The sequence below is a fragment of the Sutterella sp. AM11-39 genome, from assembly GCF_003472385.1.
GTDB lineage: Bacteria > Pseudomonadota > Gammaproteobacteria > Burkholderiales > Burkholderiaceae_F > Duodenibacillus > Duodenibacillus intestinigallinarum.
Window position 1 is genome coordinate 16,957 of the sequence record NZ_QRLV01000001.1, and the last position, 18,923, is coordinate 35,879.

General features: G+C 55.0%; 18 protein-coding genes. 7 read left to right on the forward strand and 11 right to left on the reverse strand.

The window, feature by feature from the left end; all coding sequences use genetic code 11:
• Window positions 1-45: 45 nt before the first annotated feature.
• On the forward strand, window positions 46-1,854 hold the full coding sequence (locus tag DW133_RS00115) for a DUF748 domain-containing protein (protein WP_118274036.1): 1,809 nt from the start codon (window positions 46-48) through the stop codon (window positions 1,852-1,854).
• Between the two features lie 87 nt (window positions 1,855-1,941).
• On the opposite strand, the gene DW133_RS00120 is transcribed toward DW133_RS00115, so the two are convergent.
• Both DW133_RS00120 and DW133_RS00125 read right to left on the reverse strand, forming a co-directional pair.
• Complete coding sequence (locus DW133_RS00120) at window positions 1,942-2,286, reverse strand: hypothetical protein (protein ID WP_147408831.1); 345 nt, start codon at window positions 2,284-2,286, stop codon at window positions 1,942-1,944.
• Complete coding sequence (locus tag DW133_RS00125; RefSeq protein WP_118274040.1) at window positions 2,283-2,735, reverse strand: nitrous oxide-stimulated promoter family protein; 453 nt, start codon at window positions 2,733-2,735, stop codon at window positions 2,283-2,285. Before DW133_RS00125 ends, DW133_RS00120 begins: the two co-directional genes overlap by 4 nt.
• 433 nt (window positions 2,736-3,168) lie before the next feature.
• On the opposite strand from DW133_RS00125, the gene DW133_RS00130 reads away from it, so the two are divergent.
• The 3 genes from DW133_RS00130 to DW133_RS00140 all read left to right on the forward strand — a co-directional run bounded on the left by DW133_RS00130 (window position 3,169) and on the right by DW133_RS00140 (window position 6,921).
• Window positions 3,169-4,377 (forward strand): porin, encoded by a 1,209-nt coding sequence (locus tag DW133_RS00130; RefSeq protein ID WP_118274042.1) that lies wholly within the window; start codon window positions 3,169-3,171, stop codon window positions 4,375-4,377.
• Window positions 4,378-4,697: 320 nt separating this feature from the next.
• Entirely contained in the window at window positions 4,698-5,873 is a 1,176-nt protein-coding gene (locus tag DW133_RS00135) for a porin (protein ID WP_118274044.1), read from the forward strand.
• Window positions 5,874-6,045: 172 nt separating this feature from the next.
• Window positions 6,046-6,921, forward strand: a complete 876-nt coding sequence (locus DW133_RS00140; protein ID WP_118274046.1) for a DMT family transporter — start codon at window positions 6,046-6,048, stop codon at window positions 6,919-6,921.
• A 43-nt stretch (window positions 6,922-6,964) separates the two neighbouring features.
• On the opposite strand, the gene ccmI is transcribed toward DW133_RS00140, so the two are convergent.
• From ccmI to DW133_RS00165, 5 genes are all read right to left on the reverse strand, one after another.
• Window positions 6,965-7,876, reverse strand: coding sequence for a c-type cytochrome biogenesis protein CcmI (gene ccmI, locus DW133_RS00145; RefSeq protein WP_118274048.1), 912 nt, complete (start codon window positions 7,874-7,876; stop codon window positions 6,965-6,967).
• A 76-nt stretch (window positions 7,877-7,952) separates the two neighbouring features.
• Window positions 7,953-9,584, reverse strand: a complete 1,632-nt coding sequence (locus tag DW133_RS00150; protein ID WP_118274050.1) for an ammonia-forming cytochrome c nitrite reductase subunit c552 — start codon at window positions 9,582-9,584, stop codon at window positions 7,953-7,955.
• Window positions 9,585-9,955: 371 nt separating this feature from the next.
• Complete coding sequence (gene rimO, locus DW133_RS00155; RefSeq protein ID WP_118274629.1) at window positions 9,956-11,305, reverse strand: 30S ribosomal protein S12 methylthiotransferase RimO; 1,350 nt, start codon at window positions 11,303-11,305, stop codon at window positions 9,956-9,958.
• Between the two features lie 18 nt (window positions 11,306-11,323).
• Window positions 11,324-12,091: a peptidoglycan editing factor PgeF gene (gene pgeF, locus DW133_RS00160; RefSeq protein WP_118274052.1), complete on the reverse strand. Its 768-nt coding sequence runs from the start codon at window positions 12,089-12,091 to the stop codon at window positions 11,324-11,326.
• Window positions 12,092-12,145: 54 nt separating this feature from the next.
• Window positions 12,146-13,285, reverse strand: a complete 1,140-nt coding sequence (locus tag DW133_RS00165; protein WP_118274053.1) for an RluA family pseudouridine synthase — start codon at window positions 13,283-13,285, stop codon at window positions 12,146-12,148.
• A gap of 16 nt (window positions 13,286-13,301) precedes the next feature.
• On the opposite strand from DW133_RS00165, the gene DW133_RS00170 reads away from it, so the two are divergent.
• Entirely contained in the window at window positions 13,302-14,084 is a 783-nt protein-coding gene (locus tag DW133_RS00170; RefSeq protein WP_233542059.1) for an outer membrane protein assembly factor BamD, read from the forward strand.
• Window positions 14,085-14,136: 52 nt separating this feature from the next.
• Here the strand turns inward: DW133_RS00170 and DW133_RS00175 are convergent, their stop codons facing one another.
• Together DW133_RS00175 and smpB are read right to left on the reverse strand one after the other, a co-directional pair.
• Window positions 14,137-14,733 carry an NUDIX domain-containing protein gene (locus tag DW133_RS00175; RefSeq protein ID WP_118274057.1) on the reverse strand — a complete coding sequence of 199 codons (597 nt, stop codon included), beginning with the start codon at window positions 14,731-14,733 and terminating at the stop codon, window positions 14,137-14,139.
• A gap of 11 nt (window positions 14,734-14,744) precedes the next feature.
• The gene (gene smpB / locus DW133_RS00180; protein WP_118274059.1) at window positions 14,745-15,248 is read right to left on the reverse strand and encodes an SsrA-binding protein SmpB; all 504 of its coding nucleotides are present in this window, start codon (window positions 15,246-15,248) and stop codon (window positions 14,745-14,747) included.
• A gap of 304 nt (window positions 15,249-15,552) precedes the next feature.
• On the opposite strand from smpB, the gene DW133_RS00185 reads away from it, so the two are divergent.
• Window positions 15,553-16,044, forward strand: coding sequence for a cupin domain-containing protein (locus DW133_RS00185; RefSeq protein WP_118274061.1), 492 nt, complete (start codon window positions 15,553-15,555; stop codon window positions 16,042-16,044).
• A 45-nt stretch (window positions 16,045-16,089) separates the two neighbouring features.
• Here the strand turns inward: DW133_RS00185 and DW133_RS00190 are convergent, their stop codons facing one another.
• Both DW133_RS00190 and nikR read right to left on the reverse strand, forming a co-directional pair.
• Entirely contained in the window at window positions 16,090-17,022 is a 933-nt protein-coding gene (locus DW133_RS00190) for an AEC family transporter (RefSeq protein ID WP_118274063.1), read from the reverse strand.
• Window positions 17,023-17,024: 2 nt separating this feature from the next.
• Window positions 17,025-17,495: a nickel-responsive transcriptional regulator NikR gene (gene nikR / locus DW133_RS00195; protein ID WP_118274631.1), complete on the reverse strand. Its 471-nt coding sequence runs from the start codon at window positions 17,493-17,495 to the stop codon at window positions 17,025-17,027.
• Between the two features lie 184 nt (window positions 17,496-17,679).
• Between nikR and DW133_RS00200 the strand changes: the two genes are divergently transcribed.
• The gene (locus tag DW133_RS00200; RefSeq protein ID WP_118274065.1) at window positions 17,680-18,921 is read left to right on the forward strand and encodes a multidrug effflux MFS transporter; all 1,242 of its coding nucleotides are present in this window, start codon (window positions 17,680-17,682) and stop codon (window positions 18,919-18,921) included.
• Window positions 18,922-18,923 lie beyond the last annotated feature (2 nt).

Here is an 18,923-nt window from a genome sequence, read left to right on the forward strand (position 1 = left end):
CTGCATAAAGCGGCGGCCGCCTTTTCGTACTCGAAAGGAATTGCTATGGCCGGATCAAAAGTCCTCAAGCCTGTCGCGGGCGTTGTCATTCTCGTAGGTCTTTATGCCGCAGCGGGCTATATCGGTGTACCCGCGGGCGTGCGCTGGGCGGTTTCGAACGTTGTGCCAGATGCCCTGGGCGGTCGGGACGCCACCGTCGGCGACGTTTCGTTTAACCCCTGGAACTGGTCGCTTGAAATCAACGACCTGGCGATCAAGTCAGCCCACGCACCGAAGAACAATCTTCTTACCCTTAAGCATCTGTCGGCCGATCTGAGCGGCAGCACGCTCACCGAAATGGCTCCGATCGTTGAATCCATCACGGTTGACGGTTTCAACATGCACCTAACCGCCAATGAGGCCAACAACAAGGAAGCCAAAGAAGCCGTCGAAAAAGCGCCCGCCGACGCTTCGACCTCTTCCGGGCTTCCCGCCTTCTCACTTGCCAACGTACGCGTCACCAACAGCAGCGTAAGACTGACGAATGCTCAAAATGGCGCCGACGTCAAGATCACCGACATTGATTTCGCGCTTCCCATCTTGTCAACGCTGCCCTCTTCGAGCAAGGCTTCCATCAACCCCAAGCTTTCTCTCAAGATTGACGGTACGCCGATTAACGCCGAAGGCACGCTCAAGGGCGAAACGGCAACGATGGCCGTGAAGATCGACAAACTCAACGTCGCCAAGCTCCTCAAGGCCGCGCCCGTCACTCTGCCCGTAGCCGTCGAAAAGGCTTCGGCCTCGTGCGACTTGCATGTGTCCTTCGACATGCCCAAGTCCGGCGTCTCCGGCATCAAGGTAAGCGGCACAGCTTCGGCCAGCGACCTTGACGTTCGCGATGCCAAGAACAAACCGTTCGTGAGTGTCAAGTCCGCTTCAATTGACCTCAAGAATGTTGACGTTTCGGCGCAAAAGGCCGAAGTCAACAGCGTCAAGATCGTGCAGCCCTCGATCAAGCTTGCAATCGCTTCGCAGGCAAAGTCAACGCCGGCCAAGACCTCCGGCTCTGCCTCTTCAACATCCGAAGCCTCTTCCGGCGCAGCCTGGAAGTGGTCCGTCGGCTCGGCTCAGATCAGCAACGGCTCGGTGCAAGTCACGGATACCAGCCTCAAGCCTGCGGCCACGCTTTCCGTTTCTGCGATCAATCTCGACGCCAAGGGATTCTCCTCGGACAAGGGCAAGACCGGCACATACTCGGCCAGCGCCAACGTTGCGCAAGGAAAGCTCTCCTCTGCGGGCAAGCTCTCGATTCTGCCGCTGGCTGTCAACGCCACCACCGACGTGAAGAATCTGCACTTTGCCACCTTCAATCCGTGGATCAAGGCTCTTGCGGGGGCTCAGCTCACCAAGGGCACAGCCGACGTCAACGGCAAGGTTGATCTGAAGTCCGACAAGAAACTGGCGCTCAAGTGGAACGGCGACCTGGCCGTCTCGAATCTGGAAGCCAAGAATGCCGCAGGCAAAACGCTGATGACCTGGACGCAGGCCAAGGCCACCGGCGTGGATCTGCAAAGCCTTGACCCCGTCAACATCGCCGTAAAAAACCTTACTGTCAAGGAACCAGCCAAGCAGGTTACCAAGAACGTCAGCAAGGCCGCGGGTCTGATCGGTGCCATCGCTGCTCTGACCGGACATGAAAACACGGCCGAACGCGCTCAGAAGGCGGCGAAAATCGCCTCTTCGGACATCTCGCTCTCGAACCTTGTTTACAAGGACGGCAAGTTCAGCTTAGTTGAAAAGAGCAAAAATGCTTTGGCCGGCATTGTGCTCGAGGCACTTAACAATGTCTTTGCAACCGACGGCTCCAGAAAATAAGACCATCTGACCGACTTTAAGGCAACGGCGTCAAGGAAATTATTCCGAGACGCCGTTTCTTGTTTCTGCCACCTCTCTTTTTCTAGTTCATCGCACTCGGTTGTAGAAATTGTCAAATTTACGCCAAAAGAGCATGGCTCCCGCAAGCCAAGTCACGGCGGCACACGTGCCGATAATGACCGTTGCACGCACCCAGGGCATCCCGTAGGCCTGCCGCGTCAAGGCCAGATCAATTGCCGTGTAGAGCCACTCAAAGCCCGCACAAACGAGCAACATGCCGCAAATCACAGCGCAATAGCGGTGCCGGACGAACAAAAGTACGACCGGAATCAAAGGCAGAAGTGCAATTTCCAACCCCCACCCATGGAAAAGCAGATGCGCGCCGAAGAGAACAAAACACAGCACCGGGAAAATCAGAGCCAAACGAATCACGGATGATCTCCTTTTGTTGCAACATTGTCGGCAGTCGGAACCTCTCGAATCGGAGTGACTTTTTTCGGTTTTCCGCGCGGCTTTTCTGGCGGCGTCACCGTGAGCGACTTCCAAAGATGCTCCAGAGAAAGAATCGGGTGCTTGAACATGACCCGAGGTCCGGCAAAGCGCATCACTTCGGAAATCTTTTCTCGGTACGCAGGCTTGTAGCAATGAACCTTGCATTTGGCGCATACCGGCTTTTCTTCCTTGAAGGGACAACAGGAAAGGCGTTTGAAGGCATAGTCAGCAAGTTCCTGACAGTCGGGACACAATTCATCCCCCTTGGTGCCGTGATGCGCATGACAATAGATGCGCACCATGGCAAGCACCGTATCGGCTTCGCGCTTTAAAGGCCCCGACTTGATTCTTTGCAAGCGCGGGTTTTCTTGCTGTTGAGCATCCGTCATAAATGAGTTTCTTTCTCAAAGTTTGATCAAGCGAACAATTGTATCGTTGTTCGTTAATCTATCTTGCCTGCCTTAAGGCTTCCTTGTTTAGACCAATTTCCATCTTTTTTTCCTCTCATTGGCCTACCAAGGTCGCCTCCGACTTTAGTCCGCCACTCACTTCTCTTTCTGTCTCCCCAAAAGCCTGCCCTTTCAACCAGCGAGATTGTTCAAATCCGGATCAGAATGTTGCAAATCAAACTAGGGTAAACCCGACCGCCCAGGCTTATTACACACTTTTCTTGTTCAAATACTTCTCGACTGCGATCATTGATTCATTCAATCAGCCCACTTCTAAGCCGATGACATCGGCGCTGCGCGCGTGCCGGGCCGCTTTTGTTGCGTGGTTCTGTGAGTGCAGCAGACGAATGGACAAACCTTACGGGGAGGACATATGAAAAAAACTTTGGCTGCTCTCGCCGTTCTCAGCGCCTTTGCTGGTTCTGCCCTTGCGGCAGAAGTTCAGCTCTACGGCATTCTTGATACCGGAGTCGGATACAACCACATTAATCTGGACACTTCCGGTGTCGATAATGTTGACTCGTTTGAAATGAAGTCCGGCGTTGGCTCCGGTTCTCGGTGGGGCCTCAAAGGTACGGAAGAGCTAGGCAACGGTCTGACCGTAGGTTTTATTCTTGAGGACGGCTTTGACTTGGACACCGGTTCGGAAGATTCCACCGGTGTCATGTTCAACCGTGAGTCGAGTCTGTTCCTGCAGGGCAATTTCGGCAAGATCGCTCTGGGTCGCATGGGAGCCCTCAACAGCGGCCAATCCTCCTGGTCCAAAGTCGGCATGATCAACGCCTTCGGAACTTCATACGGTGAATTTACCGCTCAAGCTTCAAACGTCTTCTCGCTCGCAGGTCAATGGGACAACATGATTGCCTACGAGACTCCGGACTTTGCCGGTTTCAAGTTGTTCGCCCAATACGGCATGGGTTCGAACGATCACGAAAACGAATCCTCGAGCGATCGCTTCTATTCCCTTGGCCTCACCTACAACAACGGCCCATTTGCCGGATACTTTGCCGTTGACTCTATCAACTACAAAACGGCTAAATTCAGTGAAAAAGAATGGCCTCGAAACGGGGACGATGTTGACGACAGCTTGACCGTGACCTTCGGAGGAAGTTATGACTTCGATGTCATCAAGATCTACCTCGGCGCTCAGTATTTCGATGAAGTACGCCTCGCTTCCATCGGGGGCGTTCTCAACCAGATATACGGCGATACAACATATAACGATACTGTGTCGACGCCTACAAATAAACTACTCAAGTTCAAGGGCTACGGGATTAGCCTCACGGGTGATGCTCCGCTCGCCGGAGGCAAAACCATGTTCGGTATCGGCTATCTAGATGCCGAAGTTGCTGACAGCATGGATAGGGTTCTTGACCCCGCTCAAAAGCGTCAGACCAACATTGATATCAAACGCTATGTCGTAAGCCTCGGTTATTCTTACCCATTCAGCAAGCGTACGGATGTGTACGGCGTTGCTTCATACATGAAGGATCAGACCGATACCAATTTCAGCGAGGGAATGACCGAGGAGTGGAATCCTTCCGCCTACACCGTATACGTCGGCCTTCGTCACCGCTTCTGACAATCTGATCTCTGCCTGAGATTCACTGATTGATCCAGACCCGCTTCGGTTTTCCAGAGCGGGTTTCTCATTTCTGAAAATCATCTTGTCAACGCATTGTGTTGTAATTTATCCTAGGGTTAACCCCCCCCCCGAGACCACTTTCTTTCACTATTTTCTTGTTCCCTAAAAGTCTTCGGTGCCATGATCGTCTCCGTCCTGCAAGGACTCCGCCGGATTGGATTACGTCTTTGCAAGAGTCCGTAATCCTGGTTCCGTCCGGCGGTTTTTGCAAAAACTCAAAAACTTGCGAGTCTTATTTAAGACTAGGAGATTTGAAAATGAAAAAGACTTTGGCTGCTGTTGCCGTTCTCGGCGCATTCGCCGGTTCCGCTTTCGCTGCTGACGTTCAGCTTTACGGTATCGTTGATACCGGTCTTCAGTATTTGAATGCTGATGTGGATCGCGTTGGCTTTGATTCTGAAAGCAAGTTTTCCATGGAATCCGGCATGCAGTCCGGTTCACGCTTCGGTTTTAAGGGCACGGAAGATCTCGGCAACGGCCTGACGGTTGGCTTTATCCTTGAAAACCAATTCAACAGCGATGACGGTTCCCTGAAAAACGAAGACTCCTTCTTCCATCGTGAAGCTTCGCTCTTCTTGGAAGGTGGCTTCGGTAAGGTTGCTTTCGGCCGTATGGGCTCCATCAATGGTGGCGTCAGCTCCTGGGGTAAGTATGGCGTGATCTCTGCCTTCGGTACCTCTTGGGGTAATTATTCCGCTCAGGCTGGCAACTGGGCTGTCGGCGGCGGTCAGTGGGATAACATGATTGCCTACGAAACCCCGAACTTCGCTGGTTTCAAGGTATTTGCTCAGTATGGCATGGGCAATAAAGTCGAAAACGACGCTGAAGAGTTAGTTGGCGTTGAAAACGAATCCTCGAGTGATCGTTACTACTCCATCGGAGCTTCGTACGCTAACGGTCCGCTTAACCTGTACTTTGCAGTTGACTCTGTTAACTATGCAACCTATACGAGTACAGCAAATGCCGACATCGATCCGGATGCTGACGATAGCTTGACAGTAACTCTCGGCGGAAACTACGACTTTGAAGTTGTAAAGCTCTTTGCCGGTGCACAATACTTTGACGAAGTCAAACTCTCGAAGATCAATGGTGCTGTGAATTACAGCAATGCGGCTAACGGCTTTGCTTCAAAAATTAAGGGCTGGAGCCTTGGTGTGTCCGGTAGCATCCCCGTCGCTGGCGGCAATGTCCTCGTTGGCGCTGCTTATCTCGATGCTGAAGCTGCTGACAGTATTGAAACAGCTGGTACTAAAGATGACGAACTGTCCCGCTGGATCGTTTCTGCCGGTTACGACTATCCGCTCTCCAAGCGTACCAACGTTTACGGCGTGTTGACCTACAACCAGGATAGCCTCGACTACGGTACTGCCACCAAGGAAGACACTGATCCGTACGTCTTTGGTGTGATGATCGGCTTGCGCCACAAGTTCTAATCTGATCTCTTCTTGAGATTTACTGATTAGTTCAAACCCGCTTCAGTTCGCTGAGGCGGGTTTTGTACATCCGGGTTTTGCCAAAATTTCGGCCTCATCTCGAGCATATAATCGGATAAGAGTCTCTTTTGCGGACTTCCCTCTAAATCCTAGTTAACACGCCTCCGAGACCATGCTCCAATCGTGCTGGATGCTTGTGGCTTCGCTTTTATTTGCGACCATGAGTTCACTTGTCAAGATTTCCGCTGCCGAAGTCGGAACGTTTGAGATCGTGTTCTACCGATCACTGATTGGCTTGGCCTTTATCTCGACGGTGATGTTCATCCAAGGACAAACGCCGCACACCAAATATCTTTTCGGCCACATCAAACGTTCCGTTCTGGGTACGCTTGCCTTCACCATCTGGTTCTTCACGATGGGGCATTTACCGCTGGGTACCGCCGTCACGCTTAATTACACGGCTCCGCTCTTTATTGCCGCCACCTTTGTGGTCACGGCTCTCATGCATCACCAGAAAGCTCCTTGGTCGTTAGCCGCAGCCATCTGCGTGGGCTTTATCGGTGTCTGTTTGATTCTTCAGCCTTCAATTGCTTCCGACGAGCTTCCTTACGCCCTGTTGGGACTTTTTGCGGGCGCTCTGGGGCCCTTCATCTTTTTTCAAATCGCCCAGCTCGGACGTCTGCGTGAGCCTTCGCTTCGAATCGTGTTTTACTTCTCGCTTGTCGGTACGATCTGGGGCTTGGTCGGTTGCTATATCCTCGAAGGAGGGCTAAAGATGCACGGCATGGATGTCTGGCAGGGATTGCTCGGCGTAGGCATCACGGCAGTGCTCGCACAAGTGGCCATGACGCGCGCATTCGCTTACGGCAACATGATGCTCACGGCGTGCTTTCAATTTGCTGTCATTCCCTTTGCCGAAATCATCAGCGTGGTCTTTTTCAAAGAAGCGCTGCCACCGGTTGCTCTCGTCGGCATGCTTTTAATCCTGGCCGCAGGCTGCACGGCAAGCGTCATCACCAAACGGCAGCGCCACCCAACAGCAAAGTAGCCACCGAAGATAAGCAAAACGCCCGAAATCGGGCGTTTTTGCATCATGGTTTCTGTTCTAATTTTTTGCCCTGTGCTTCGAGCCGTTCCTGTTCTGCCGCATAAGCACCGGTTTGAGCCAGACGCTCATAGACCGGATCGTCCATCGACATCTGAGACAACAGATACTCGATGCTCTCTCGAGCCTGTGTCCAGTAACCCAACTCAAGAGAGCTGATGGCATAGAGTTCTCGTGCAGACAAGAGCTTGCTGTCGATTGCAAGCGCCTGATCAAGCACCGCCAGACTCTGAATGTAAGTCTCTTTTGTTTCCTGACTAATCAGGGCCGCTGCATACTCAACCAAAACGTTAGCGTCCTTGGCTACAAATCCATTGAGATCAACCGCCTTTTTGTAAGCGTCGGCGGCTTCCTTCCAGGCCTGCTTGTGCACCTTCAGACGCGCATAGAGCACCCACGCGCGTTCATCCTTGCCGTTGTCCTTGAGGTAGGCACCAAGCGAAGCTTCGTCGTAGAGCCCTTCAGTACTGCCGAGCGTTCCGTCGGCCTGCATGATGCCCTGTTTGGGAGGTTCGGAGACAAAGTTAATGAGTGAAGGCGATCCCAGACCTTTGTAGAGCGCAAACGCGCTGCCGGCTACTACAACAGCCAAGCCGACGGCAAAAGTTTTGCCTAGCGGCGGAGTGCGTTTGACATGCTTTTCGTCAATCGCCAGTTCTTCGAGCGCACGGCGCTGAACGTCAGTAACACTCGACTCGTAGATCGAATCGGTGACAAGTCCTGCCGCACGTTCTTCATCCAGCACGCGCAACTGTTCTGCAAGCGCTTCTCGAGAAAGCTCCTGCGTGAGGCTGCCGTCTTCGTCCGGCGCCTTGCGCATCAGCGCCCAGAGCACAGCAAACACCGCCACGGCGCTCAAGATTGCGGCAACAATCCAGAAAATCGTTTCAAAAGTCATGTGCTCGATTTTACGTTGAAAAAAGGGCGCCTCGAAGAATCGGGGCACCCCTTTTAGTTCTAACTACGGAAGCGGATTACTTCTTGTTCTTCGCGGCAATAGCGTCGCGCAGAATCTTCGTAGCCTTCTGGGCTGCGTCAGCAGACTTGGCAAGCGAGAGCTGAGCGGCCTGCGGATTGTGGAACCATGCACCGTTCACAGCCGTCCACCATTCCCAATTGGTGTGGGCGACGGAGTGAAGTTCACGAGCCTGGTTGAGGACTTCGTCGCTAACGCCCATTGCCAGAGCAAGGTCAAAGGCGTTGAACATGTCGGTCATGCGGCTTTCAGCTTCGCGGAGCTTACCGTCGTAGTAGCCCTTCATACCGTCGATAACGCGGTTGAGCTGCTTTTCGGTCTTGTCCTTATGGCACTGCAGGCAGGTCTGCTTCATGTAGTGACGCGGAGTCGTCGACCAGTGGCTGGTGTAAACCTTGCCGGTCTTCTTATCCTTCATCTTGGGCATGTGGCAGTCTGCGCAGCCGACGCCAGCCTTGTCGTGCGTGGAATTCCAGTACGTTTCAACGTCGGGGTGCTGCATCTTGGTGAGAGCGGCGCCGGTTACGTTGTGCTTGAAGTCCTTGAAGCCAACCTTGGCGTAGAACTCGTCGATCTTCGTGACATCAACCATCGGGAAGAGGTTGGTGCGAACGTCGCTCATGCCGATAGCCTTACCGGTCTTCGGATCAAAGCCCGGGTTGCAGTTGTACTCAACGTGGCACTGAGCACACATCAGCTTGCTGTCGGCCTTTTCCATCGTGGCGATCTTGCGGGTAAAGCCGCGAACGCCCATGTCAATCACGTTGATCTTGGTGGCCTTCGGATCTTCGCTGTAAAGGCTCGGAATATCCGTACGGGTCAGAGCCTGAATCAGACCGTCGCGAACGATACGCGGCTGGGTGCTGTGCGGATCGTGGCAGAAGTTGCAGTTGACCGCATGATTGATACTGCGCATCACGTCAACAACGTTGGACTGACGCGAGAACTTGGCTTCGGGATGCTTTTCGCCAAGGTATGCCCAATCGAGCATCAGGTCGGTCGACTTGCAGGTCCAGCAAACCGGGTTGCCTGCAGCGGCCGTACCGGCACGACGCGGCTTCTGCGCATTGTCTTCAGGATACTTGTCGTTGATGACGTCCCAAACGCGGAAGGCACCGTCGCCCTGACCGAGGTACATCCAGCCTTCCTTCGGTTCGAAGCGGCCGCCGAAGGCGCGGTCGCAGAGATACTGGTCAAGTGCGGCAAACGCGTGGCTGCGGGGCAGATCGTGTTCCTTCGTGAAGCCGTGGGCACCCAGGGCGCGATCGAAGAACGGGTTCGGAGCAACGCTGGCGCTGTTCTTCTTGGAGAAGCGCGGAATACGTTCTTCGTTGATCTTGTACATGGAATTGAACTGCGCGGGATGGCAGGAACCGCAGGTCTTGGGATCCATGCTCGTCACCGGGCGCGTATCCTTGCTCGGAGCGCTCACGTGCTTGGTAAGGCCGGAGTGGCAGCTCGTGCAGGAAACCTTCTTGTGAGCACCGGACTTGTGGAAGCCGCCGATGTTGCTATGGCAGGCCACGCAGGTCTTGGTGTCAACTTTTTCAGGGGCTGCGTTAACGGCCGGGGCAAAAGCCACTGCCACTGCAAGTGCTACGCAAGCCTGAACGAAATTATGTTTTGTCATCTCGTCTCTCCTAATCGCGACCTCTCATACTTCGTTTGGAATCGGGAGGCGCGCTTGGGGTGTCGCTCCCTGGTTTAAAAGTCGCTATCGGATTCTCTCACAGAAAAAAACACTGTCAATGCGGCTTCTTGCCTACCGAATTGGCCTACTGTTTCAGTCGGGATTTCGGACCCAATTCTTATGCTTGCCTTAAAACCCGCATGAAATAAGCCTTAAGACAGAATTAACGTAAAAGGCCGCAGAAGACTTTCGTTCCTCTGCGGCCCTGGGCATTAGGGTAATCGCTAATTCTAATTTTATTAACGCAGATCAATCAGGCCAATTTTTACCCCCTTCAGACCAAAATGACCTACTTCTTTTGCGAGATTGGCTCAGTCCGAAATCACATGCCGACCGATCAAATCGTGCTCGCGACTGTCGGTGATGCGCACATCGACGAAATCACCCGGATTGAGATGCGCGTCGGTCGTGACATACACCACGCCGTCAATGTCGGGCGCATCGGCCGTCGTGCGGCCGACCGCCACGCCGTCTTCGTCTTCCGGCTCGTCAATAATGACGCGTTTGACCGTTCCCACTTTCTGTCGAAGGATTTCGGCCGAAATCTCGGCCTGCACTTCCATAAAACGACGGCGGCGTTCTTCTCTCACCTCATCGGGCAGCTGGCCCGGCAATGCATTGGCCTGCGCGCCTTCCACGGGACTGTAGGCAAAGCAGCCGACCCGATCGAGGCGTGCTTCGCGCAGGAAGTCGAGCAGATACTCGAACTCTTCTTCCGTCTCGCCTGGAAAGCCCGTGATGAAGGTCGATCGGATTGTGATGTCGGGGCACACCGCACGCCAAGCTGCAATGCGCTCAAGATTCTTTTCGGCACTTGCTGGACGCTTCATCGCCTTTAGCACGCGGGGATGCGCATGCTGAAACGGCACATCCAGGTACGGCAGGATCAACCCCTCGGCCATCAATTTCACAACGGCGTCGGTTGAAGGATACGGATACACGTAATGCAGGCGTACCCAGGCGTCGAGCTTGCCGAGTTCACGAGCTAGCTCGAGCAGTCGTGTCTTGACAGGGCGACCGCCCGCAAAACCGGTGCGATACTTCACGTCCAAACCGTAGGCCGCCGTATCCTGGCTGATCACCAAAAGTTCCTTGACGCCGCCCTTGACCAGGTTTTCGGCCTCGCGCAGCACATCGCCGATAGGACGGCTCACCAAATCGCCACGAAGGTCCGGAATGATACAGAACGTGCAGTGGTGCGAGCAGCCTTCACTAATCTTCAGATAGGCGTAATGCGCAGGCGTTAGCTTCAAACCGGCTGCCGGCACAAGATCGTCGAAAGGCTCATGCGGACGCGGCAGATGCGCGTGCACCAACGCAAGCGTCTCTTCCAAACTGTCGGGCCCCGTAATGCCGAGCACCTTCGGCACGCGATCCATAAGCCAGCTTTCGCCGTTGGCGTTCTTCTTGCCGCCCAAGCAGCCGGTCACGATCACGCGTCCGTTTTCCCGCAGAGCTTCCGTGATGGCTTCCAAGCTTTCGGCCACCGCCGCGTCAATAAAGGCGCAGGTGTTGACGATCACCAGATCGGCCTCTTTGTAATCGGCGGCGATGATGTAGCCTTCGGCGCGAAGTTCCGTGACGATGCGCTCGGTGTCCACCAACGCCTTCGGGCAACCCAAGCTAACAAAGCCAACGCGGCCGATTCGTCCTTTTTGCATTCCTGCCATTGTTGTTCCTTACTGTTCGATCCAGATGACTGCAGCGTGTCGTCCGGTCTGTTCGCCGTCGCGGCGATAGCTATAGAAGCGTTCGGCATCGGCAAAGGTTGAAAGACCGCAGTCCTCAATGTCTTCAACACCGACCTTATTTAAGGCAGTCTTGGCGTATGCAGCCAGATTCACACAGAATTTCGCGTCTTTGGTCTTGATGCCTCCGGCAACATCGGGATACTTGGTGCGGAACACCTCGGCCACTTCAGAGCCGACTTCAAAGTCGTCAAAACCGATGCGCGGCCCGAGCCAAGTTTTGAGCTTGCAGTCGGGAACCTTGGCTCGCATGGCCTCGACGGCAGCTTCGATTACTCCGCCGGCCAGACTCTTCCAGCCGGCATGCACGGCGCCCACCACACGACCTTCGGCGTCGGCAAGCAACACCGGCAGGCAGTCGGCCACCTGCACCACACAAACCGTCCCCGGCTGCGTTGTGACCTGCGCGTCGGCCTGTACAGATTCGTCCGTCACCTCTTCGGCGTTTACCACGGCAATGCCGTGCACCTGCGTCATCCAGCGAGGTTCCGCCGGGCATAAATCGGCCACGATCGAGCGATTCATACGCACGCAGCCGCTGTTGTCACCCACGCGGCTTCCCACGTTCAAGCCCATGATGCCGTCGATACCGCCCCAAGGACCGGAAGAAACGCCGCCCACTCGCTCGGTAAAGAACGCCTTAACGCGGGCACCGAGTTCGGGACGAATCACCCCGAGTTCATTTTTCCAATTCATCATTTGTTTCTCTCCGTTGCAGTCCGTTTTCCCCTCCGAACCGCCTTTTGTTCCTTCTCAGTCGTCGGCTTCGCCTTCGTAGACCATCGGTCCGAAATCGGGCATCTGGGGTGCGGCATTTTCCTCAAACACCGTAACCGGCTCATCGATCGGTCCGAAATCCAAAGCTTCCATCAGTTCGCACATATCCTGCGGAGGCGCGGCAAACCATTCACAGGTCTCGCCCGTGCCCGGGTGCTTGAGAATCAAGCGGCTTGCGTGAAGCGCCTGTCGGTTGAAAGCTGCGGCAACGCCGGCTTCCTCGGGCAGCGCCGAAGCGTTGGTTCGATAGAGCGGATCACCCAAAAGCGGCAAGCCGACGCTTGTCAGATGCACGCGGATCTGATGCGTGCGGCCCGTTTCCAGACGGCAGGCCACCCAGCTCACCATGCGACCGGCAATGCGGGTCGAATCAACCAGACGCACGCGGGTTTTGGCCGGACGACTGCCCTGGCCGCCGCGGCAGCAGAACTTGATGGGCGAGCGCGGATCCCGGCCGATGGAGCGGTCAACGTAGCCGGCTTCGGGCGCGAGCCCCAGCACGATGGCCCAGTATTCGCGGCCAACGGTGCGCGCCTGAAGCTGTCGGACCAGGTCAGTGCGCGAAGCCTCATTGCGTGCAACCACCATCAGACCGGAGGTTTCCTTATCCAGACGATGCACGATGCCGGCGCGGCTCACACGCGTCAATTCGGGATAGCGGAACAGAAGGCCGTTCAACAGCGTACCGTTCCAGTGGCCTGCGGCCGGATGCACAACCAATCCGGCAGGCTTATTGACGACGATAATGTCTTCGTCTTCATAAAGCACTTCGAAATCGATGCCGTCTTCGGCCACATACGCCGTGTCTTCAGGTGCCGGCTGCGGAGTGACGATCAGTTCGTCGCCGTCGGCCACTTTCATGCGAACACCCGAGGCCGGTTCGCCGTTGACGAGCACCGCCCCGGCTTCGATCCATTTTTGAAGACGGGCGCGGCTCACCGAGGGAATCAAGACAGCCAGAACCTTGTCAAGTCGTTCCCCTACAGGAAAACCTTCAATTTCATAGACATCGGGCTCTGCTGTATTATCCACATCATCTTCAGATTCAGGCGCTTGGACGGGCTCTTCGCAGATATAATCGCCCAATTGATTTTCAAGTTGCTTTTTCGTGGTCATGAATTCCAGTAACTTAGTGCGTCTTACAAAAATTTCCCTGCTCTGCACAGCTGTCGCTTTGAGCGGCTGCTCATGGCTGCAGTCCATTGAAATCGATCCTACCCGCGATTGGACCGCCAATCAGCTTTACTCCGAAGCCCGCGCGGCCGTCAGCGAAGGCACCTGGGAAGTGGCGCGCGACTACTATACCAAGCTCGAAGCTCGCTATCCTTTCGGTTCCTATGCCCAGCAGGCTCAAATTGATCTGGCATACGTCAACTATAAGGACGATGATGCGGCCGGCGCCATTTTGCAGCTTGATCGCTTCCTGCGCGCCTATCCGAACCATCCCAACAGCGACTACGCACTTTACTTGAAAGCGCTCGCCACGCTCAATGAGCGCGACGGATGGCTCGCCGAACTCACCACGCAGGATTTGGCCGACCGCGATGCTCAAGCCGCTCGCGACGCCTTCGACATCTTCAAGGAACTCGTTGCCCGCTTCCCTGAATCCCGCTACGCGCCCGAAGCCCGTCGCCGCATGCACGAACTCGTCAACGCTCAGGCCGACCACCAACTCGCAACGGCTCGCTTCTACTACGACCGCAAGGCATATATAGCAGCCATTAACCGCGCCAAGGTCGTCATTTCAGATTTCCAAACAACGGCCGCCCGCGATGACGCATTGGTGTTGATTGCCGATTGTTATCACGAGCTTGGAATGTACGATCTTGAAAAAGATACGCGTCGCATCATCGAACTCAACAAGATCAAGCCTAAGGCAGAAGAGGACGATTCCTGGCTGCCGAGCCTCTGGTAAGGCTTGCGGACACTGTCTAACAACGCCTCGCTTGCGCGGGGCGTTTTCTTACCTACCGCTTGAGTTTCGCCTGCGGCAAGTTGCCCTGCAGATAGTCCCTTGCCCAGGCAAGCCCCACCAGGGTCTTCACGTCCGTGATTTCTCCGTTGCGGGTCATTGAGAGCGCCTCTTCAAACGGCAAACGATGCAACGTAAGGAACTCACCGGCATCAAGCTTTTGCCCGCTTTCAGCCGGATGAACGCCCTGCGCAAGGTAAATCACGATGCGTTCGTTGCTGTAGCCGATGGCATTGTGAATCGTACCGAGCTCCACCCACTTGTCAGCGGCAAGTCCCGTTTCTTCTTCGAGCTCCCGGCATGCGGTTTCAAAAGGATCCTCACCCTTGTCGATCTTTCCGGCCGGAATTTCCCAAAACGCCCGATCCAAAGGACTGCGCCATTGCCGTTCAAGTACGGTGCAATTCTCGTCATCGAGTACCACCATGGCTGCCGCCCCGGGATGCGCAATCATTTCTCGTGCGGAAATACGGCCGTCAGGCAATTTCACTTCGCGACGCAGGACGTGCAAAAGTCTCCCCGAATATTCCTCCCGCTCGGAAAGAACCGTTTCTTCGAGACTTTTATCAATCGTTTCGAGTTCCCTTGTCATTGCTCGACCCTTCAGTCGTTGTAGTTCTGCCGCGGTTTACCGCTGCGCATGTCGTTTTTCATCAGTCTGGACTGATCGCGCTTCCATTCGCGCTTGCTTTCGTCATCGCGCTTTTCAAACTCTCGCTTACCGCGACCGAGCGCCAGCGCCAGCTTGACGCGCCCCTTGACAAAATGCAGATCAAGCGGCACCAGCGCATAGCCCGAGCGGTCGACCTTGCCGATCAGCCGATCAATCTCGCGGCGATGCATCAGAAGCTTGCGCGTACGGGTGATTTCAGTTTTTTCATGTGTGCACACTTGATCGGCGGGCGTAAAGCTCGCGTTGCAGAGAAACAGTTCCCCGTCGCGCACATACACATGCGACAAATTGATCGTGGCCCGTCCGGCTCTGACGCTTTTGACTTCCCAGCCGCGCAACTGCAGACCGGCCTCAAAGCGCTCCTCGATGGTGTAGTCGAAAGTCGCGCGTTTGTTGCGAATGAGCGGCGTTGCGTTGTTTTTATTTTTTGCCATTTCGTCTTTGTTTTTACTTTCCTTTTTGGATGCGGCGCAATTCTACCAAGCCCACGAGCGGCGCCGACGACAGATCCGCAAAAAGCACTCGGCATGTTTGGCGGCACCCGCAAACTTTCTTCGAAACCGAATTCTTTCAGTCAAGCTCTCTTATCTGAACAGACAAAAGTGATCACGTCCGGCTTTCGCAGAAATAGCAAAACACTGTCTGTTTTTCTCAAGATCGAGAAGTTGCCTCCTAATACTCGCCCGATCGTCCGATGATGGGTTTCACACAACCACATTCTTTTCCGGGAGAATACAAATGATGACTCGCAGACATTTCGCCTTAGCTTCGGCTGCCGCTCTCGCCGGCGGCGCCGCCGGTTCAATTTCCGCCGCTCCTATCCCCAAGGATTTCGATACGGTCTTTCCACAGGGCCCGGTTAACCCTTACGGCAAATTCTTCACGGGCACGTCCTATCTCACGATGCTCAACACCGAGCCGGTATTCAACTGTCCGATCGGCAACGTGACATTTGAGCCCGGCTGCCGCACTTTCTGGCACAAACACACTGGCGGTCAGATTCTTCTGGTTCTCGCCGGCGAAGGCCTTTATCAGGAACGCAGCAAGCCGGCGCGCCGCATCAAAAAAGGCGACGTCGTTCAGATTGCTCCGGACGTCGAGCACTGGCACGGCGCCTGCGCCAAGCATCCCATGACGCACATTTCCATCGAAACCAATGTTCCTAACAACAAGGCCATTTGGCTTGAAGCCGTGACCGAAGGCGACTACGCCGAGGCCAACAAAGCCTGATTCCGATACAAAAACGCTTCCTTCGTCGGTCGGCTTCTGCAAGCGTCAGAATCCGGCCGATTGCATGATCAGAAGCGCCGTCGACATCACGGCAATCGAGATCACGACGGAGAGCGAATTAAGATTTGCACCCATGCCGACGTCACAACCGAGCTGGGCAGTGTAGATCAGGCTCATTGCCGGAACAGGCGAAAGACAGATCAACACCATCGCCGTGCGCACTTCACCCTCAAACGGCATGAAATAAGCGCAAGCCAGCGCAAATAGGATGCACAGCAACCAGCGGTTGGCCAGGATCTTCACGATCGTCACGAACTTTTGCCGATTCATCGAAAGTTCGATCGTCTCGCCGATCATGATCATGGCAAGCATCGTGTTGGCCTGAGCCCCCACTTTGGTGATCGTGGTCACTTCATCGGGGAAACGCAGTCCCACGGCACTCATGCTGACAACCAGCGCAAAAGTCATCAGAGGGCCCGAACGCACCATTTTGCCGCCGATGACTTTGAGAACGTTCAAAAGCGAGCGTTGCTTTTCGTGTGAACCGGCCAGAATCGCAAACGTCCCGCCTCCGCTCATGATGACGTTACCGACGTCAAACATGAACGCCGTCATCAAACCGGTGGTCGGATAAAAGGCTTGGATATACGGCACCGCCAACGGGCCGATGGAGTATCCGCACATATTGATGCGCCAGAAGTCGCGCTTTTTCTCGTCGGTTTCCTTTCTCGTCAAAAACCAGGCGTAACCGAGCATGGCCACGTTTGCAAGAAACCCGAGAAAGACGATCAACAGCATAATTCCTTCGATCTTGATGCCGTTGAGATTCGTGATGATGATGCAGGGAATAGTGACGTAAAGAACAAGGCCGCTGACGGCATGGAAAGCACTTTCCTTCAAGATCTCTCTGCGGCGCAGAAACCATCCGAGCCAAATGAAAAAGATGAAGGCCGCAATCTTGGGAAGGCTTTCGCTCATAACTAATCCTTTACCGTTTCGTGCCCGTGCTGATGCGTATGCTCATGGTCGTGGTGGTGATCATGATCGCCGGACGACAAAGCCACGTAGTGCACGGCACCGTTTTCAATGCCCGTTTCCGCGATCATTTCCTGTGCAAGCGGCGAAATGCTCTTGTACTTGCCTCGCATCACCACCACCTCGACGCAGCGCTCGTGGGATGCGTGCACATGCATGCTCGCGATGATCGACTCGTGATGCGCGTGCTGTTGTTCGGTCATGCGGGCAGGCAAACTCCGGGCATGATGATCAAAACCGAAACTCACGACGGCCATGCACTCGGTCTCGCTCGAGTCGTGAAGCTGATCCTGCGCCAGTTCCCGACGCAACAGATCTCGAAACGCTTCGGATCGGTTTTTGTAGCCTCGTTTGGCAATCAATGCGTCAAACGCTTCGGCAATTTTGTCGTCAATCGAAATCGTCACTCGCTGCATCGTTCGTTTCGAGCGACACATCGTCAATGTGCCGCAGTAGGAGGTTCAGCAAATCCTTTTTTTGGAATGTCATTGATTCTACTCGCCGAATCTTCTCTCAAATTGCGCCTGCCGCAGGCTTTTTCTCGTTTGTTTGATAGCTTCGAGGTGTATTCTTCGGCAATCGATCTTTTTTTCAGAATCAATGACGCCCCGACAGTCTTTTTCCAGCCATCCGCGCATCCGCGACGCCGCCGCGCTCGGGTTCACCTCGAGCCTGGGGCCGTTTGCGGCCAACGGCATCATGCCTGGCTTTCACGCGATGGCAGAAGACTTCGGCGTGAGTTTCGTTGCCGTGCAGCAGTCGCTCACGATTTATCTCTTCACATACGCCTTTTTCAGTCTCGTCGCCGGCAGCTTCTCCGACAGCTACGGCCGACGTCCGACCTTTATCGGCGGCATGCTCCTCTTTGCCGCGGCCAGCATCGGAGCAGCCTTCAGTCAGTCGCTGTGGGCGCTCTACGGCTGGCGTCTGTTGCAAGGCATCGGCGCAGCCGTCGGCCAAGTCGTCACGCAAGCCATCGTGCGTGACAACTGGAGCGGCCCGGAAGCGGCCAACGTCAACGGAATGATCGCGTTTTTCTTTGCCGCGGGCCCCGCGCTGGCTCCCGTCGTAGGCGGTCAAATCGTCATGCTGTTCGGTTGGCACGCCGTGTTTCTCTTCCTGCTGGTCTATTCGCTTTCGATTGCGGCCTTCATCTACTATCGGATTCCTGAGACGCTGCACGCTACCGATCGCTCGCCCTTTAACCTGTCGGCAGTTTGCGGCAACTATGCCAAGGGGCTCACGCACGGGGCCTTCATGACGGGCGTGATCGCCCACGGCATTTTGTTCATGGGCGGTATTCTCTATTCCGCCGGATCGGCCGACTTCGTGATCAAGGTCATGGGACTTGATGTCGACGAATTCGGATGGCTTTCCATCCCGCTCATTTTTGCGTCCTTTGCCGGCGCCTGGGGTTCAATTCGTCTTGCCAAGCGTCTTCGCCCCAAACGCATGATCATCATCGTGTCAGTTCTGACGCTGGCAGGATCCGTGCTGGCCGCACTCTTTGACTACATTGCCGAGCCGGGGTTTCTTCTTTTGCTGATCGCTCCGGTGCTCTATTCGCTCGGCATGGCGCTGCTGCGTCCGGTCATGATGGCGATGAATCTCGACTATTTTCCCAAAAACCGCGGTATGGCTGCAGCCATTCAGCAGTTCTTCGTCACCGCCTCGTTTTGCTTTTCGGCTGCCGTCTGGGTGCCGATCGTGATGGGATCGGCCTGGAAATACGCACTGGCCTCCGCCTTCTGCGCCTTCCTGGTGCTGGCTCTTTGGCTCGTCTCCATGCGTCTGCGCCCCGAAGCGCTCAAACGCGCGGGCGTTCCCGAAACAATGCGCTGAGC

What these genes read in the sequence shown, in the direction of transcription:
- DW133_RS00115 (WP_118274036.1), top strand. Translation starts at nt 46, where the DNA reads ATGGCCGGATCAAAAGTCCTCAAGCCTGTCGCGGGCGTTGTCATTCTC.
- DW133_RS00125 (WP_118274040.1), bottom strand. Translation starts at nt 2,735, where the DNA reads ATGACGGATGCTCAACAGCAAGAAAACCCGCGCTTGCAAAGAATCAAG.
- DW133_RS00130 (WP_118274042.1), top strand. Translation starts at nt 3,169, where the DNA reads ATGAAAAAAACTTTGGCTGCTCTCGCCGTTCTCAGCGCCTTTGCTGGT.
- DW133_RS00135 (WP_118274044.1), top strand. Translation starts at nt 4,698, where the DNA reads ATGAAAAAGACTTTGGCTGCTGTTGCCGTTCTCGGCGCATTCGCCGGT.
- DW133_RS00140 (WP_118274046.1), top strand. Translation starts at nt 6,046, where the DNA reads ATGCTCCAATCGTGCTGGATGCTTGTGGCTTCGCTTTTATTTGCGACC.
- ccmI (WP_118274048.1), bottom strand. Translation starts at nt 7,876, where the DNA reads ATGACTTTTGAAACGATTTTCTGGATTGTTGCCGCAATCTTGAGCGCC.
- DW133_RS00150 (WP_118274050.1), bottom strand. Translation starts at nt 9,584, where the DNA reads ATGACAAAACATAATTTCGTTCAGGCTTGCGTAGCACTTGCAGTGGCA.
- rimO (WP_118274629.1), bottom strand. Translation starts at nt 11,305, where the DNA reads ATGCAAAAAGGACGAATCGGCCGCGTTGGCTTTGTTAGCTTGGGTTGC.
- pgeF (WP_118274052.1), bottom strand. Translation starts at nt 12,091, where the DNA reads ATGATGAATTGGAAAAATGAACTCGGGGTGATTCGTCCCGAACTCGGT.
- DW133_RS00165 (WP_118274053.1), bottom strand. Translation starts at nt 13,285, where the DNA reads ATGACCACGAAAAAGCAACTTGAAAATCAATTGGGCGATTATATCTGC.
- DW133_RS00175 (WP_118274057.1), bottom strand. Translation starts at nt 14,733, where the DNA reads ATGACAAGGGAACTCGAAACGATTGATAAAAGTCTCGAAGAAACGGTT.
- smpB (WP_118274059.1), bottom strand. Translation starts at nt 15,248, where the DNA reads ATGGCAAAAAATAAAAACAACGCAACGCCGCTCATTCGCAACAAACGC.
- DW133_RS00185 (WP_118274061.1), top strand. Translation starts at nt 15,553, where the DNA reads ATGATGACTCGCAGACATTTCGCCTTAGCTTCGGCTGCCGCTCTCGCC.
- DW133_RS00190 (WP_118274063.1), bottom strand. Translation starts at nt 17,022, where the DNA reads ATGAGCGAAAGCCTTCCCAAGATTGCGGCCTTCATCTTTTTCATTTGG.
- nikR (WP_118274631.1), bottom strand. Translation starts at nt 17,495, where the DNA reads ATGCAGCGAGTGACGATTTCGATTGACGACAAAATTGCCGAAGCGTTT.
- DW133_RS00200 (WP_118274065.1), top strand. Translation starts at nt 17,680, where the DNA reads ATGACGCCCCGACAGTCTTTTTCCAGCCATCCGCGCATCCGCGACGCC.